The 15,439-nt window shown below is 36.6% G+C and carries 14 protein-coding genes and 1 pseudogene; 12 read left to right on the forward strand and 3 right to left on the reverse strand.

Annotation, left to right across the window (positions count from 1 at the left end; genetic code table 11):
* The first annotated feature begins 95 nt into the window (after positions 1-95).
* Positions 96-1,181, forward strand: a complete 1,086-nt coding sequence (locus BN986_RS21615) for an NAD(P)H-dependent flavin oxidoreductase (RefSeq protein ID WP_040984101.1) — start codon at positions 96-98, stop codon at positions 1,179-1,181.
* Between the two features lie 186 nt (positions 1,182-1,367).
* Positions 1,368-2,292, forward strand: a pseudogene (locus BN986_RS21620) (helix-turn-helix domain-containing protein).
* 225 nt (positions 2,293-2,517) lie between these two features.
* On the opposite strand, the gene BN986_RS21625 reads toward BN986_RS21620, so the two are convergent.
* Complete coding sequence (locus BN986_RS21625) at positions 2,518-3,684, reverse strand: DUF418 domain-containing protein (RefSeq protein WP_040984103.1); 1,167 nt, start codon at positions 3,682-3,684, stop codon at positions 2,518-2,520.
* A gap of 821 nt (positions 3,685-4,505) precedes the next feature.
* Positions 4,506-4,916: a DUF4064 domain-containing protein gene (locus tag BN986_RS21630; protein WP_040984105.1), complete on the reverse strand. Its 411-nt coding sequence runs from the start codon at positions 4,914-4,916 to the stop codon at positions 4,506-4,508.
* Between the two features lie 191 nt (positions 4,917-5,107).
* Between BN986_RS21630 and BN986_RS21635 the strand changes: the two genes are divergently transcribed.
* The 3 genes from BN986_RS21635 (at position 5,108) to BN986_RS21645 (ending at position 7,322) form a co-directional block, all read left to right on the forward strand.
* Positions 5,108-6,268, forward strand: coding sequence for a DUF418 domain-containing protein (locus tag BN986_RS21635; RefSeq protein WP_040984107.1), 1,161 nt, complete (start codon positions 5,108-5,110; stop codon positions 6,266-6,268).
* Positions 6,269-6,405: 137 nt separating this feature from the next.
* Entirely contained in the window at positions 6,406-6,759 is a 354-nt protein-coding gene (locus BN986_RS21640; RefSeq protein WP_040984108.1) for a VOC family protein, read from the forward strand.
* Positions 6,759-7,322: a winged helix-turn-helix transcriptional regulator gene (locus tag BN986_RS21645; RefSeq protein WP_040984110.1), complete on the forward strand. Its 564-nt coding sequence runs from the start codon at positions 6,759-6,761 to the stop codon at positions 7,320-7,322. Before BN986_RS21640 ends, BN986_RS21645 begins: the two co-directional genes overlap by 1 nt.
* Before the next feature lie 137 nt (positions 7,323-7,459).
* Here the strand turns inward: BN986_RS21645 and BN986_RS21650 are convergent, their stop codons facing one another.
* Positions 7,460-7,978, reverse strand: coding sequence for a cupin domain-containing protein (locus tag BN986_RS21650; RefSeq protein ID WP_040984112.1), 519 nt, complete (start codon positions 7,976-7,978; stop codon positions 7,460-7,462).
* Positions 7,979-8,171: 193 nt separating this feature from the next.
* Here BN986_RS21650 and BN986_RS21655 point away from each other — a divergent pair, with 193 nt between their 5' ends.
* The 7 genes from BN986_RS21655 to BN986_RS21685 all read left to right on the forward strand — a co-directional run bounded on the left by BN986_RS21655 (position 8,172) and on the right by BN986_RS21685 (position 15,305).
* Positions 8,172-8,633, forward strand: coding sequence for a GNAT family N-acetyltransferase (locus BN986_RS21655; RefSeq protein ID WP_040984114.1), 462 nt, complete (start codon positions 8,172-8,174; stop codon positions 8,631-8,633).
* Between the two features lie 308 nt (positions 8,634-8,941).
* Entirely contained in the window at positions 8,942-9,571 is a 630-nt protein-coding gene (locus BN986_RS21660) for a DUF1232 domain-containing protein (protein WP_040984116.1), read from the forward strand.
* Positions 9,572-9,595: 24 nt separating this feature from the next.
* On the forward strand, positions 9,596-10,630 hold the full coding sequence (locus tag BN986_RS21665) for an LCP family protein (protein ID WP_074435731.1): 1,035 nt from the start codon (positions 9,596-9,598) through the stop codon (positions 10,628-10,630).
* A 381-nt stretch (positions 10,631-11,011) separates the two neighbouring features.
* Complete coding sequence (locus tag BN986_RS25900) at positions 11,012-12,139, forward strand: winged helix-turn-helix domain-containing protein (RefSeq protein ID WP_052401044.1); 1,128 nt, start codon at positions 11,012-11,014, stop codon at positions 12,137-12,139.
* A 56-nt stretch (positions 12,140-12,195) separates the two neighbouring features.
* On the forward strand, positions 12,196-13,446 hold the full coding sequence (locus tag BN986_RS21675) for an MFS transporter (protein WP_040984118.1): 1,251 nt from the start codon (positions 12,196-12,198) through the stop codon (positions 13,444-13,446).
* Between the two features lie 214 nt (positions 13,447-13,660).
* A complete protein-coding gene (locus tag BN986_RS21680; RefSeq protein WP_040984120.1) occupies positions 13,661-14,377 on the forward strand; it encodes an FAD-dependent oxidoreductase in 717 nt (238 codons plus the stop codon).
* Positions 14,378-14,654: 277 nt separating this feature from the next.
* Entirely contained in the window at positions 14,655-15,305 is a 651-nt protein-coding gene (locus BN986_RS21685) for a hypothetical protein (protein ID WP_040984122.1), read from the forward strand.
* The last annotated feature ends 134 nt before the right edge of the window (positions 15,306-15,439 follow it).

Consider the following 15,439-nt stretch of genomic DNA (forward strand, 5'->3'; position numbering starts at 1 on the left):
TCCTTAATTTAATTGAAAAAGGTGCATATGACTTGAAATTAGACTGAACAGAGAAAATACATGAATAAGTGAAATGGATGAAGGGGCGGGAAATGATGTTAAATAATGAAATGACAAGATGTTTGAAAATAGAGTATCCAATTATACAAGCACCTATGGCTGGCGGAATAACTACTTCAGCATTAGTGGCTGAAACGTCAAATGCCGGCGGACTGGGTATGATTGGAGCTGGATATATGGCACCGGCACAAATGCGGGAGCAAATTAAAGAAATAAAAAGGTTAACAACAAAGCCTTTTGGCATCAATTTATTTATTCCAAAGCCAGTTCAAGCTTCTAAGAATAGTATAAAAGCAGCAAATCAAGCCTTAAATCCTATCCGTCAAAAATTACAATTACCTCCTCAAGATAACCTGGATGTTGCTGATTATATTGAAGTTTTTAAAACATTTATGGAACAGATTAAAGTTGTAATGGAAGAAAAGGTTCCCATTTGTTCTTTCGCATTTGGCATTCCATCCAAAGAAGTGATTGCTGAATTAAAGCAACATAATATTATCTTGATAGGAACTGCTACAACTGTAAACGAGGCGGTTGAAAATGAAAAGGCGGGAATGGATATGGTTGTGATTCAAGGAAGTGAAGCTGGCGGTCACCGAGGAGGTTTTCATAAACAGGAACAGGAAAATGTTGATTCTATCGGTTTGATGTCATTGCTCCCGCAAGCTGTAGATCACATAAGTATACCAGCTGTTGCTGCTGGTGGAATAATGGATGGGCGGGGTTTCGCAGCTTCTCTTTGTTTAGGCGCACAAGGTGTGCAAATGGGAACGGCTTTTTTAACCTGTACGGAGAGTGGAGCGCATAAGGTACACAAAGAAGCTATTTTAAATATTGCCGAAGATCAAACAGTTTTCACACGAGCGTTTTCTGGTAAATGGGCAAGGGGAATTAAAAATCCTTTTATTTTAGAAATGCAGGAACATGAGGGATATTTGCCGGATTTCCCTGTTCAAAATACACTTACACAAGAAATTAGAAAGGCTGCTGCGGCAGAAAATAATCCTGATTTCATGTCACTCTGGTCTGGACAAAGTGCCAAATTAGCTAAAAGTCAAACAGTTAAATCGTTGGTTGAAAATATGGTTACAGAAGCAAAACAATTTAATATAAATATATAATGCTGCGTACTTTTGCATATAGGGATAACCAGACTTTTTCTGGGTGTCTCTTTTTTTAGATGAAAAAAGTTGATTGATTTACTCTCTAAGATTTCCAGTAAGTATCAAAACTAATAATGAAAGAAAGGAATAATACAATTACTTCGCAAAATATATCAAAAAATAAATGGATAATTTTGATATTCTATGGATAAGGGAGGGGAACTTACGTTGAATCACTACGAATTTGTTATAAAACAAGCCATTAAGTATATCGAGGAGCATCTCCATGAGCCGCTTACATTGGAAGAAATTGCGCTGCAATCTAATTTTTCTAAATTTCACTTCCATCGGATTTTTCAATCAGCGGCAGGTATGACGGTTTCCAAGTACATACGGAAACGAAGGCTGGCAAACGCCTCTGCCGCCTTGCTCTACTCAAAGGAACGAATTCTTGATATTGCATTATACTATCAATTCGAATCACAGGAATCCTTTACAAGGGCATTTAAAAAAATATATAAGTTACCCCCTGGTCAATATCGCAGGCTGATGTCTGACATGATAAAAAATAAGGAGGAATCGTACATGGAAACAAAAATGAAGGGTTGGTTTTTAAGTGGATCCGATCCGTTTAGTTACGAAATGGGCGTTGATCATGAAATTGTCCATCAAGGAAAAGGGTCAGGTTATTTAACATCTAAAACCGTACTTGATTCAACGCATTTTGCCACGATGATGCAGGCGTTTAAGGCAAATCGCTTTATCGGCAAGCGCATTCGGCTTTCGTGTTTTATCCGTACAAAAGATGTAGAAACATACGCCGGAATGTGGATGCGGGTAGATGACACGATGGAAGAAGTCGTTCAATTTGATAATATGAGCAATCGCCCTATTAAGGGGACAACAAACTGGAACCGTTATTCTATCGTTTTAGATGTACCGGAAAAAAGTGCTGTTATTTCGTTTGGTATCAATTTAGCCGGTCAAGGTACAGTGTGGTCAAGATCAATTTACATTTGAAGAAGTAGATGAAGATACGCCAACAACGAATTTGGAGATACATGGCGAACTGCAGGATGAGCCGGTAAATCTATCGTTTGATGAGGAAATAGGAGAAGCGCAGATTTAATACAGCTTTCGCAGGGGTTATTATGACGTTGGTCGACCCAATTTTTATATCAAATATGGCATTACCAATTTAGTTAGTTATTGTGAATCTCCCTGTTCATTCAGGCTTAATATTTTTTAGCATTAAATATGGATACAATGAGGAAGGACAGAATAATAAGCATAACATAACAAAGGCGAGTTCCAGTTAATTCAGGATCGCCTTTGTTTTCTCGTTCTTCTTCTTTTATACTTGCTTTTTATAAATCAAATATCGTAAATACTTTTCTAAAGGCCCCTCTACTTGTTGGTTTTCCATCAAGTATGCAATCGATAATGTAAACATCCACATGATAATACCGACTATTACAGAAGTGGTAACAGTTAAGGATGCTCCTAAATTAAAGGCAATAGGAGATAAGAGGATAACCGTCAAAACTTCATGAATAACGAAAAATGTTAAGGATCGCTTTCCCATTGCGGCAATTGCAGTTACGATGACACCGCGATGTTTAATAGCAACTCCCAGTAACCCAAATAATGCGGCATAGCCTACACCGCCTGCAAAACCGGTAAGGATATGAATACCGTATGCAAATCCTGCAATAAAAAGATCCGGAAACCAGACATCGTTAATCAGTACCAATGGTATAGCGCCTGCAAGTGAAATTGTTAAGCCGCCAATGGTTAATTGTTTTAGCAGTTTGATATGATTTTGCGGTTTAATCAATATATTTATATTTCCCAGCCAAATTCCCATTAGAACGGAAGGAATAACCGGAAAAGTGATATGTGTAAACAATGGAATGATCGGAATAGAAACCAGACGTTCAAGCATTGTACCCAGGTACGTTTCCTGGCCGGTTAATTCTACAGGTAACCCGTAAGACTGATTCTCTACTAGAACAGTACCCCAAAAAAGCGGGATATATAGAATACATATGATGGTAGAAATAAACACATATTTTTTTATCTTCTTATTATCCTTTTTCAAGCTGGAGACCAATAGGAGTCCTGCAATACCATAAGTCATTAAGATATCCTGACCACCAGCGACACCGGCGAGTATCGCACCGAATAATATCAAATACCAGCAGCGTCTTTTTATAATGCGTTTTGCTTCTCCTGCACCTTTTCTTTCCCATTGCTTTCGATAAATCATAACGAGACCATAACCAAACAGAATGGCGAACAATGGGCGCGCCCGATTATCTACCATAATTTCCATTAAAAAATTTAAGAAATGATCTAAAGCGGTACTGCCGGCTACTTTCGTTATAACACCTGGTTCTATCGTATATAAAAACAATGGGATATGTGAGAGTATAATTAAGAAGAGCATCGATCCTCGTGCAAGATCTAAAGAAAGTGCTCTTTTCTTTGGAGCTGCATTTGTCATTTCTGAGTTCGTCATGAGCGAACCTCCTCGTTTATAAGCACGATGTAGTGATAATAAAATTGATCAAATTTGATTAGTTCGAATATAATTTGATTAAATAATAATATTTTTGGTCGATCAATCAAAATTTATCATTTAGTGGTATCTTTGTCAAGTAACCTATTTATATATCATTTGATCAAATGATATATAAATAGGTTACTGCAGTCATTAAATTATTTTTGTAGTTATTCATTTATCACGGAGAACCGCCCGTAAAACTCCCGCCTCAAAATAAAGAGCAAAAATAAATTTATTTAGGCGGGAGATAACGGGCGCTACCTCCCTGAATCACTCAACTAATCATTCAGTGGGAGAAGGGCGAAAACTCCCACTGAATGAAGTTTCGTTTTATGACAAAAGATTCCCACCTACTTATTGAGCGGGACACATTTCAATAAGTAGGTGGGAGTAGTTTTAGCGTATTTATTTCTAAATCTGTGTTAAAAAAAGAATTTCCTGCTGTTCTGATAAAGAAAACTTGGCATTCGTTAAAGGGAGACTTACAAACGTATTTTGCTTTCTTAGTATCCCTTATACTCTTGAGTGCAAGCCTTTCGCGAATGCCTTAGTTGGGACTGGGGCTACGATTACTCGCCCCATCGAAAACCATTGCGATTACTCGCCCCATCAAAACCGTTGCAATTTCATCGGCTAAGATCGGTCACGTCGTGTGACCAACGTCGATACTAGGACATCGTGTCCGTCGTACTTTATTCCTTGAATTCTTTCTTAAAGTGTAAAATATTCTTGTAACCTTTAGCTCTTGAATAAACCATACATTATAATTTTGAAAATTAATGCAATTCTGTGTTCGCTGCTGACCGATTTTTTAAGAAAATGGAAATAGCTGCTCCTAAATAAAGCAAAGCAGGCACAATTGGAATAAGCATCCACCAAAAAATAACAGCAGCTCCGATAGCTCCTATGAAAAATAGGAGTGCTGAAATAATAGGTTTTGTTTTTAATAGGAATAAGGCTGCAATTCCGACTAAACCAAAAATGATGAATAAGCTGGCATCCAGTGTATAATTTATATCCTCCATCTGCTCAACAAATTCAGATACCTGCTGCTCTTGATCTTCTTCTACGGCATCTTGAAATTCATCATGATTAATAATACTGCTAAATAGAAATGTAGCTCCGGCGAGTAAAACAAATCCGATAATCCCAATTGTCCCCATGATCTTTTCTGCACGTCTTTTCATTATAATCCTCCTTATTATTTAACTTCTTTGAGATCAAGTATAGGTGTTTCCGTAACGTGAAGTGCAAGAATAAAAAGCAAAATATGTTTAATAAGCAGCTTGCAATTTCCGTAACGTGAAGCCTTATACTTTGACTTAGTCAACGTAATAAACATATTTCATTTGATTACAAAATGAATGGAGAGAGGCGAATGAAAAGGATACGATTATTGGATGTGTTAAGAGGATTGGCAATTATTGGAACCTTAGGTATTAATATTTGGATATTCTCATTAATGGATGGACTGGGAGGTTTTTCTGAAAATGGCGGATTAGTATATCTTGAATCAATGGATACGTTTATCTATACATTTTTTATATTCTTATTTAATGGGAAATTTCTTGGACTGCTTACCATTTTGTTTGGAGCAGGATTGGAACTTAAACGACAGAAAAATCTGGAAGTAGATCGGAAATGGCTTGGTGTATATGTATGGAGCTGTGTGCTTTTGTTTATCGATGGACTGCTTCATTTTCTGTTTGTGTTTGAAGCAGATATTCTGATGAGTTACGCGCTCACAGCCATCGTTGTTGCTGTAATTTTGGAGAAAGGAAGCAACATAGTAAAGTGGGTCGGATGGATTCTCGGTATACTGCATGGATTAGTCGTCCTTGTGATTAGTCTTGGTTTTGGGCTTTTGTTAAGGTTTGAAGAAGCACAGGAGATGATGACTAGAGTGGTTCAACGAATGTCTAATGAAACAACAGACATCTTTTTATACGGGGGTTATTGGGATCAAGTTGCTTATCGCATCAGTCATTTTTTTGAATTGCGGATGGAGGCTATTACGATCATTCCTTTTAATATTTGTCTGTTTTTAATTGGGGTTTGGCTTGTACGGAGTGGCTATTTTGCACAGACAGATCATGGTAGAAAGAAGCGGATGAAGCTGTTGAAATGGGGTATGGGAATTGGAATTCCTTTAAACGGCATTATATTTACTCCTTTAGCTGAATTTAATGTTGTAGCCGATCGCTATTTATTTGCTCCGATTATGTCATTGGGATACATCGGACTTGTTTCATATCTATTTGATAAATACAGTACTTCCTTGATGATACATGCATTAGAAAAAGTTGGGAGAGTCGCATTAAGCTGTTATATACTGCAAAATGTATTAGCATCAGTTATTTTTTACGGTTGGGGATTCGGCTTAGGTGCTTATAACAACGTTTGGATTGTTATTGCTGCATGGCTGTTTATATCTGTGCTGTTAATTCTATTTTCGTTTATTTGGCTCCGCTTTTATAGACAAGGACCGTTTGAATATATTTGGAGAAGTACAGCCAATTTTAAATTAAAAAAATCTTAAAATGTGTTTTTAGCATAGTGGAAAGATAATTGAGAAAGAATAGAATCATTTTTTTCTGACATTTCCGAAAAAACAATTGACAACCGAAAATATATTAAGTATACTTTCGGTATCGAATATAAAAGGAGTGTTCTTCTATGTATAAACCTGGTTTTACATTATGGTACAGTGTGAGTGATGTGGAGCGTACAATGGCGTTTTATACCGAGCAGTTAGGTTTTGAAATGGATTCCTTCGACAAAGAAAATGGAATGGGAAGTGTGCATACGAATACGAAAGATTGCTTTATCGGATTTTCAGAAGCTGAACAGGTTGTACCTTCCACAGCAGCTGCTGTTATCGAAGTAGAGGATATTGATGTGGCAGTCAAAAGTTTGCAGGAAAAAGGGATTATGTTTAATGGGGAAATTTCCACCATACCAGGATATGCTAAGCTGATTACCTTTAAAGATCCGGACGGGCATGACATGGAGTTATCTCAAACACTATAATGGAAAAGGTTATTCAGATTATACACATCACGAAAGAACTTTCAGGAAGGTGGATCATTCCCATTTTGCTATCACTCGATGAATCAGGAGGCAGATTTACCCCTTTAAAAAATACGCTGCAAATTTCACCGTCCAGATTGAGCAATAATTTGAAGGCGATGACAGAAGCAGGATTTATTCAGCATTTGTCTCCTTTTGAGCGGAACCATCCATTGCTTCCGGAATACAAGCTTACAGACAGAGGGCGCTTCCTGAAAGAAACTGCCCTTATTATTTCAAGTGCCGAACAGCAGCTGGACCAAGGTTTTCTAGCTGCTAAAGCGTGGAACTGGCCAGTATTAATCTCGCTTTATCATCAGTATCATGAGTTCAATGCGATACGTCAGTTGTTGGGGACTGTGACACCTCGCATTCTTTCCAAGCGGCTTGGCGAACTTTATGAAAAAGGATTAGTGGAGAAAACGTTAATTACTGAGCCAGCACCGAAGTATACTTATGCTTTGGGTATGAATGTGGAATCAATTATTCGAAGTGTGGATCGTAAATTGTGTGCATTGCTTTAAAATAGCTCTTGTTTTAATAGGTGCATTAAAACAAGAGCTATTTCCTTTGCTGTTTTGCAATAATTGTTGGAGTAAGAGAAAACAATTATTGGTTACTGCTTTGCGCATTTAGTTGTTTTTCTATGAATTTTGAAACATCAGCTTCTTCCATCCACCCAATATGAAAATAAGGGACCATCTTCTCCAAACAGCGGGTCCGTATCAGGTAATGGAACATTTTTGATATTCTCCAAGTTTTCAGGGCGCTCTTCAGCTTTACAATAGCAAAAATCATAACTTTTGCCATTTGGATAGGCACCGATCACAGCGAAATCTGAACTTGCTTCCAGCAGCTTATGACCAACCCCGGCAGGAAGAAAGACTGTGTCGCCTTGTTCAACTTGTACCTGACCTCCCTGTTCCCCACCGAGCTGAAGCTGAGCTTTTCCGTCCACTACGGCAAGGACTTCATGCGTATTACTGTGGTAATGATGAAAAGGAGCAACACTTCCGCGCCACGCACCCAGCCAGTTATTTTCTGTTAAAGCAGCTTTTGCCTCGTCCTCTGAAGTAATAACATCTTTATATAAAAGCAGGGGATAGGTTGGATTGTTTGGAATGGAACCGTCATCTTTGAATTGTAATGATTTTATCTTCACATTTTCTGATTGTTTCATTATTTTTCTCCTCCTTCAAACAGCTTTTGTTGCTTTCTTTCCCTGCACTGGAGAAATAAAACATTGGAAATTATGTGAATTTGAAATTATTTCTTCTATACTAATAATAGATTATTGAATAAGGGGAGAGGAGTGGAAGGAGAGGTTTTACAAATTTAAATAACGAACTGCTGTATGAAAGGAGATCTGTAAAATGTATTTTCGAAAAGCTCAGAAAGCTGATTTACCAGCAATCGTCCGTTTATTAGCTGACGATGAATTAGGTTCCAGGCGTGAAAGGTATGAAGATCCATTGCCAGAAGAATATGATCAAGCTTTTAACGCCATCGAAGTTCAAATCGGCAATCAGATACTTTTAGCTATGGAAGAGGAGAAGGTAATCGGCTGTATTCAATTGACTATTATACCTGGATTAGCAAGATTAGGGATGAAGCGTGCGCAGATAGAGGGAGTACGAATTGATAAGAATTATCGCGGTAAAAGAATAGGGGAAGCGTTGTTTAAAGAAGCAAAAGCTATCGCGAAAACGGAAGGATGTGGTTTAGTACAGCTGACTACAGATAAGCAACGTAATGAGGCGTATCGCTTCTATGAAAGACTAGGTTTTTCTGCAAGTCATGAAGGGATGAAGCTAATTTTTAAAACGGAAAAGTAAATGGCTTTTGTAAAATAAGATGCAATCCTGTAATAACGTGGATTGCATCTTATTTTATGAAGGAAACGACATTTTAAAAGGAAGGTCATCCTAAAAAAACGTTCAACTATTTAATATTAAAATCCAGTTTAAAAGAGTTGCCATTTATATCCAAGTGTTGACATTTTGTCAACACTTGGATATATTATTTAATACTAGGCTATTAAATATCTAGCTGTATTTTACAAAGCAGCCAACCTTCTTAATATTGAATGCTTTTATTCAAAGGGATATCAATAAATATTTAGTTAGATGAGAGGGTAATATATATGTCTACTTATAATTTTGGTGATAATTTAAAAGTGTTATTACAAGCTCGTGCCATCTCAATAAGAAAATGCAGCGAGAAGACTGGAATTGATAAAGCGACTATTTCACGTATTATCAATGGAAAACGAGAAGCTAATATTCAACATTTAAGAAAATTTGCTTCTTGTTTGGATATACCGTTCGCAGAACTCTTGCATGCTGCGGGTCATCCGATTCATTCCGAAGAAACTCATAACCTTTCAGATATTCGTACATCTATGAAAGAGATTCAGCAAACACTGACAGCATCGGATCTCTATCAAGATAATTTAAGTATGGATGCAGTTCAGCAGCAATTAGAAAGTTATGAAGAACAAGCCCAAACAGAAGAAGGAAAACAAATCATTCACAACCAATTTAATAAAAAAGTAGAAGAAGTAGGCAGTATCGGTCCATTTATTAATCAACTAAAGGATTTTTATGCGCATTTTACACAAAATAAGCGAGCGCCTTTTACTTTAGCTGTTATGGGAGGCGTACTTTTGTACTTTATTACGCCGGTAGACGTGGTTCCGGATTATATTTTTCCAATTGGATATATGGATGACGCTATCGCTGTACAAATTGCTTTAAAAAAACTTTCCAACTAAAGGAACATACAAGGAGCATATAACATGAAAAGACGTGAAAGAAAAGCTGCAAAGCGTAGATGGATACTTCGTGTTCTATTAGTAGTTTTTGTATGCGTTATTGCAGTGGGAGCCTATGTCATTACACAATATTATCAAGGTTTATCAGAAGCTGAGGAAGGGGAATATAAGGACGATGGTACAACCTTTATTCCATTTGAAGGCACAGAACCGGAGTTTGGGGAAATTAATATTTTACTGATCGGAAGTGACACTCGTGGGGAAGAAAACGGACTTTCCGATACGATTATGATTGCCCACTATAATCAGGATACCCATGATATAAAGCTTGCTTCCATTATGCGTGATACATATGTAGAGATTCCTGGACATGGCATGCAGAAAATAAATGCTGCTTTTGCGTTTGATGGTCCAGAGCTGCTCAGGCAAACGTTGAAGCAAAATTTTGATATCGATTTAAATTATTATGCTGTGGTTGATTTCGAAGGATTTTCAAAAATCACAGACATTATTGCTCCTGACGGTATTGAAGTAGATATACCACATCAAATGTCAGAAAATATTGGGGTGACGCTTGAGTCCGGAAAACAAGTATTAAATGGGGAGGAACTGCTTGGCTATGTGCGTTTTCGGAAAGATGAAGATGGCGACTACGGAAGAGTGCAGCGGCAGCAAGAAGCATTAGACAAGTTGAAAGATGAAGCAGTGAGTATTCATGGGCTTGTGAAATTACCCAAATTGTTAGGGGTCGCTGATCCATACATCGATACAAATGTGGATAGTAAAACCATACTTTCCATTGGTAGAGGATTAATTGCCGGCAGTGAGCATCCGATGGAAACATTAAGAATTCCTGTAGATCATTCCTTTCAAAATGCCCGTACAGATGTTGGTGCTGTGTTGGATATTGATTTAGAACAAAATAAACAGGCTCTGCATGATTTTCTATCAACAGATGCTAAAAAAAGAATGTTGATTCAAATTAAATTTAATTTACCACGGAGACCCGCCCGTAAAACCTCCCGCCTCAAAATAAAGAGTAAGAATGAATTTATTTAGGCGGGAGATGACGGGCGCTAACTCCCTGAATCACTTAGGCTAATTCAGTGGAAGAAGGGCGAAAACTCCCACTGAATGAAGTTTCGTTTTATGTAAATGATGTTTTTTATTGGTTTTCCTTTCTTTAAGTGAAACAGCTCAGCTGATTTTTTAATAATGATCACGTATCTTTAATGTATGAAATGAAGCTGAAAAAGTAAAGAACAATAATAGATTTTACAAGAATAAGGCGCTATCCTGTAATAATAAGGGTTAGCGCCTGTATTTATGAATAGAGTCAAATTGTTGAATAACCGTTTCTTTATATCTTTACATACTGAAATAGATAAGCATATGCCATATAATAAATGTAACACAGTTCAACAAATGGAGGTGTTACTAATGGGATTAGTCTTTAATCAGAAAGGTTATGCAATTACTTATCAAGATAAAGAAATTCAACTGCTAAGAAGAGAATATGACCTCCTATCCTTTTTATATCAAAATGAAGGTCACGGTTTTTCACGATCAGAGCTTCTTGATGCCGTTTGGGAAAATGAATTTCCTGTTGACCGGACGGTGGATGACCATATTTTTCGGTTGAGAAAAAAACTTAATTCTGTAAAAGAAGTAATAAATATTAAAACAATTAGAGGGTACGGCTATTCGCTAGAAATAAAAAAGCCTGCTCTTAGAGGACCTATCGCGCATAATCAAAAAATTAATAATTTGTCACAGCAATTGTTAAGCACATATCAACTATATGGGTATGGTCAAGCTTTGAAAATATTTCAACAAAATAATGATGATTTAGGGGTTCTACAATCAGAAGAAACTCAGCAGCTTTCATGGTTAACCAACCCAAGCTTGCTTTCAATTGTACAAGACAGATCCATTCCATTTAAGCAGAAAAGTTTATTATATATCCATTTATACTTGATAACATCCGAAAACCCCAAGAAAACACTAAAATATTTTAACCAAATAAAAAATCAAGGTTATTTCTCAAAAGTGAACAAAAATGAAGCTGCAACACTGACTCCAATATTTATAAATATAATGTGCAACCAATATGAAAAAGCAACGCAGTTAGTCGAGGATGCAAAAGTCATACCTCCAACAGATGGTTTTTATCCTTCTATTCAGCTATTTAAATTAATGCTTTTTATCCAATTAAATGATAAAACTGCTATCCAAACATTGAGCAATCAATTGGAGATGTATTTTAAGGACTTTCCTTTTCAAAGAGAGATGGCATTATATCAAATGCTGCAAGGAATGATACATATACAGAACAGAGAAGCGATGAAAGGAAAAGAATTAGTTTATCTTGGTTTACAAGCTGCAAAAGATACAGGTTTTTTCCTGCATTATTTAAATGTTTTTTTCATTGCGGTTGTTTTATTAAAAGCTATTGAGGGAGGTTTTATCTATTCACAGCTACAAAATGAATGGGGAAGGTTACGTAAGCAGTACCGTTTAGAATTAATTAAGAAAGAAATAGAGAAACAATTTAAAGAAGTGCTCTGATATTCTTCTGATATTACTCCTCCATAATAAGATTAACAAACCTTAAGGAGGAGAATATGGCAGCGGAAAAAGTTAATTTATTAAAAGAGAATAAAGAATTTCTGCGATTATTTACATCCTATTCCGTTTCGATGTTAGGGCGTTGGCTGGATTTGGTAGCAATCATGATTTTATTTGGGTTTACATGGAATGCCAGTCCATTAATCATTGCTTTAATACCAGTTGTGTTTGCATTGCCACATGCGATATTCAGTCAATTTGCAGGTGTTTTAACGGATCGTTTTAACAAAGTAAAACTCATGATCTTTTCTGATATAAGTGTTTGTCTCCTATCGATATTGTTACTATTTGTTTCGACACCTCTGATTGGACTAATTTTATTGTTTATTCGTTCCAGTTTTACAATTGTCCATTTTCCAGCGCAGCAATCGATTATAAAAGAGGTTGTAAAGGAAGAGCATATTGTAGGAGCTGTCACTTTAAATGGAATGATAAATGAATTTACAAAAATGATGGGACCGTTACTAGGAAGTTCATTAGCAGCTTTCTTTTCTCCTAAAGTCTGCATATTAATCAATGCCATTGCTTATCTTATTTCAGCAATGATTGTATGGAGTTTGAAGGAAAGAGAAACAAAAGAAAAGACGGTAATCCTTCATCAAGAGCAGCAAACAAGCATGTGGTCGAAATATATAGAAGGCTGGAAAGCAGTGTTTACTAGTAAAATTCTATTGATTTGCATTTCGTATTCCGTTATAGGATATATGGCTATTCAAATGACAGACGTACAGTTGACGGTTTTGTTTCGGGAAGTAGCTGCAACAAAGCCGGAGCTGCTTGGGTGGGTAATGGCTGCTTCTGGTCTGGGTGCATTTATCTCGATGTTCCTGATGAAACGTTTTTTCAGAGAGATCAATTATCGTTTCGTGTTAGGAGGGAGCTATATACTCATTGGCTTTGGATTCGGTGGTATGGGATTTCTTTCAGTTGGCGCACCAACCGCAATCCCGATAGCGTTAGGGATGATTACTGGAGGTGGAGTAGGCTTATTTTCAATGGGCATGAGTTATATTTTGCAAAGAGAAACTACAAAAGAAAATATTGGTAGAGTTTCAGGAATTTATAACTCATTAACAAATACCTTTATACTTATTGCTCCAATTGCAGGGGGACTACTGGTTGAATTGTGGAATGTGTATTTGATTTATAGAATTACTGGTCTAATTCTTATTGTATTTTCATTTATTTTTATATTTACCAGGAATGTATTTTTAAAAGGTAATAAGAAGAAAAGAGAAGCTGGATAAGCAGGTGAAATTTGAAGGTCTTCGTTTGGAGATTTATGCTGTTTGTTTTTATCAATTGCAATAAAATTATGTATTACTATTTTCTAAACCAAAATCCTTTAATCTGTTTGTAAATTGAAAAATAAGGGTAAAAACAGTATATATCAAAAATTGTGATTTACAATTTCTCCTCTTTGTAATAAGAGGTTCACTCTATGCAAAGGAGCGAATAGAAATGACAAACAGTAGAATCAAATTAAAGAAAAAGGAATTAGTTGCAAAAGATACAATGGCTTTTTTCTGGGAAATGCCAGAAGGGTTTGAATTTAAAGCTGGCCAGCTGACTCATATCAAATTGATTGATCCGAGTGAGACAGATGAGGAAGGAACGAAAAGAGCATTGTCATTCGTTTATGCGCCAAGTGAAAATGAATTAGTTACGACGACACGTCTGAGAGATTCTGCTTTTAAACGAGAATTGAAGGATCTTCCAGAAGGCAGTGAAGTCGAATTTGACGGAGCAAACGGAAGCTTCACTCTGCATAAAACGGAGTCAACCCCAGCTGTATTTATTATTGGCGGGATTGGTATTACGCCAATTCGAAGCATGATTGCAGAGGCAACAAATCAGAAAACGGATCACGAGCTTACACTTCTGTATTCGAATAAAACACCGGATGATGCGCCATTTTTATCCGATTTTGAGGATATGGAAAAAAGAAATCATCATTTTACCTTTGTCCCTGTGATGACAAGATCGGATGCTGAGGAATGGAACGGAGAAAGAGGACATATCGATGCAGATTTGCTTAAACGGTATGTTCCTGATATTAATAAGCCAATCTATTATTTATCAGGTCCCGGCCATATGGTAGAGGCCATGCAAAAAATGCTTGTGGAAGCCGGAGTGAATGAGGATAATATTCGGTCTGAAGAGTTTGCAGGTTATTAAAAAGTAATATTCTGCAATCCCACGAATTGAAAAAAATGTATCGATTCTTTGTAGAAATTTCTTTGCAATAAAAAAGAAATAGAAGGACCCCTGAAAAAGATTATAAATCTTATTTCAGGGGTATTTCATGTTATTTTGCAAGTAACGATCGTATGAAGAAAGGTTTGACTCATTAACTATTTGACTAATTGATTAGAAAAACCTATTGTCAGCTAACACAAAGTCTGTATATGATAATAACAACTTTTCTCTATAAAAATAAATAAAGGAGCAGATGATGATTACAGACGAAATTCTTTCTACTCTATTTGTTGTTGGCGGCTTTATTGGTCTTCTTCTTATTATCTATGTTTTTAGCAAAATTCCCGGTTCAGGTCTTATCTTTCGCTTTATTCGCAGACTTTTCCTGATCCTGTGGAGTATTGTTGTTTTAGGTCTTACTTTCTTTATGTTCTTCATGGTCGGCTATATGGTAATTGTGTTTTTTACGTTTAATGGAAGTGAAGAGGGAATCATATTTCAAGGAGAGCCGATAAACTTTTTGATTGGTGATAATGCGAAAGATGCGGCGTTTTTTACAATGCTTTACGCTGGATTCTGTCTTGTATCCGTATATCTTATTTCGTTTATTTTGGCGATGGCGCAGAAGGTTACACGTGTCAGCAGAAGATTCCATGCTGAAATCATTTTAGTTGTTATGATTGGCTTGGTATTTACTGTATTTCCTGTTGTGGTTGAAGCGGTTTTACCAGACTTTGAAGTGGGACGTCATGGAAGGTATGCACTTGGTGTCTTGCCGCTGATGATGTATATTCAGGCACAAATTAAAAGATCCAGAGAGCGTCGGGGGAGTGGGCGCTATCTTTCCCGGAAGGAACGATTCTACCGGAATTTGGATGAGAAACAGGTCAATAGAGCCAGGAAATAAAAAGTTATTTTTATACAACTTCTAAAAATATGTTGGGAAAAAAAGCCACATTTATAAAGGTTATTGCAATGATAATCATTTATAAATGTGGCTTTTACTCGTTCCTGATCCGTCTCATTTTCTATTTTTTACTA

This window comes from Oceanobacillus jeddahensis (assembly GCF_000750635.1).
GTDB lineage: Bacteria > Bacillota > Bacilli > Bacillales > Amphibacillaceae > Oceanobacillus > Oceanobacillus jeddahense.

What these genes read in the sequence shown, in the direction of transcription:
- BN986_RS21660 (WP_040984116.1), top strand. Translation starts at nt 8,942, where the DNA reads ATGTCTACTTATAATTTTGGTGATAATTTAAAAGTGTTATTACAAGCT.
- BN986_RS21680 (WP_040984120.1), top strand. Translation starts at nt 13,661, where the DNA reads ATGACAAACAGTAGAATCAAATTAAAGAAAAAGGAATTAGTTGCAAAA.
- BN986_RS25900 (WP_052401044.1), top strand. Translation starts at nt 11,012, where the DNA reads ATGGGATTAGTCTTTAATCAGAAAGGTTATGCAATTACTTATCAAGAT.
- BN986_RS21635 (WP_040984107.1), top strand. Translation starts at nt 5,108, where the DNA reads ATGAAAAGGATACGATTATTGGATGTGTTAAGAGGATTGGCAATTATT.
- BN986_RS21615 (WP_040984101.1), top strand. Translation starts at nt 96, where the DNA reads ATGTTAAATAATGAAATGACAAGATGTTTGAAAATAGAGTATCCAATT.
- BN986_RS21630 (WP_040984105.1), bottom strand. Translation starts at nt 4,916, where the DNA reads ATGAAAAGACGTGCAGAAAAGATCATGGGGACAATTGGGATTATCGGA.
- BN986_RS21645 (WP_040984110.1), top strand. Translation starts at nt 6,759, where the DNA reads ATGGAAAAGGTTATTCAGATTATACACATCACGAAAGAACTTTCAGGA.
- BN986_RS21655 (WP_040984114.1), top strand. Translation starts at nt 8,172, where the DNA reads ATGTATTTTCGAAAAGCTCAGAAAGCTGATTTACCAGCAATCGTCCGT.
- BN986_RS21650 (WP_040984112.1), bottom strand. Translation starts at nt 7,978, where the DNA reads ATGAAACAATCAGAAAATGTGAAGATAAAATCATTACAATTCAAAGAT.
- BN986_RS21640 (WP_040984108.1), top strand. Translation starts at nt 6,406, where the DNA reads ATGTATAAACCTGGTTTTACATTATGGTACAGTGTGAGTGATGTGGAG.
- BN986_RS21625 (WP_040984103.1), bottom strand. Translation starts at nt 3,684, where the DNA reads ATGACGAACTCAGAAATGACAAATGCAGCTCCAAAGAAAAGAGCACTT.
- BN986_RS21665 (WP_074435731.1), top strand. Translation starts at nt 9,596, where the DNA reads ATGAAAAGACGTGAAAGAAAAGCTGCAAAGCGTAGATGGATACTTCGT.
- BN986_RS21685 (WP_040984122.1), top strand. Translation starts at nt 14,655, where the DNA reads ATGATTACAGACGAAATTCTTTCTACTCTATTTGTTGTTGGCGGCTTT.
- BN986_RS21675 (WP_040984118.1), top strand. Translation starts at nt 12,196, where the DNA reads ATGGCAGCGGAAAAAGTTAATTTATTAAAAGAGAATAAAGAATTTCTG.